Raw genomic sequence first — 626 nt, 5'->3', positions numbered from 1 at the left:
ATCGGTAAACAAGCTGGTTTCCTGACCAATGTGGCAGTGACCCCGGCAATTGTCGATGGAGTATTTGGTGCAGATGGTAAGCACTCGGTAGAAGACTTCCTTTTCATGTTTTTGCAGCTTTGTGTTGCTCAAACAAAGGTCGCTTTTACCGACAACAAGAATTGGGGAAAGATTCGTCTTTATTACCCCATGCCCACTGTAGATGGCTTTTTCAAACCCACTGAGGTTGTGATTAAGTCAGATCCTGTAACCGCAGATGTCACAATCATGATGGCCTCGGAAGATGGCACTCATTTGTGCTTGTGATATTCACAAAATTCGCCTCCGTTTCGGGGGCGACCTTTTTAAACCCCTCGCCGGGGAGTTCTCCCCGGCTGGGGAGCCTCCTTGGCACATTCTCCCGGTGTCGGGGTTTCCTTAAAACCCTGGCGACGGGGGTTTAAGGAAGCCTCGATGCTGGGGTTCACGCTAAGGAGAAAACCTATGTCTTACTACAAAGCTGACACCGTTCGTGAAGCTGCAAACGGAAACTGGCTATTCATCCTGGCGGCCCTAGCGCCCCATCTTGAACCAGCTCTCCGTAAACCTGGTCGTCATGTTTCTTGTCCTATCCACGGCGGGAAAGA

Annotated in this window: 1 protein-coding gene; it reads left to right on the top strand. The window is 50.5% G+C overall.

Annotated elements, in window-relative coordinates:
- Window positions 1-306 (top strand): hypothetical protein (locus tag R7R78_RS27385; RefSeq protein WP_225474765.1); only part of this gene is annotated, 306 nt, incomplete at its 5' end.
- Between the last annotated feature and the right edge of the window lie 320 nt (window positions 307-626).

Source organism: Vibrio sp. 2134-1, from assembly GCF_033339495.1.
This window is presented reverse-complemented; position numbering and strand designations above follow the sequence as displayed.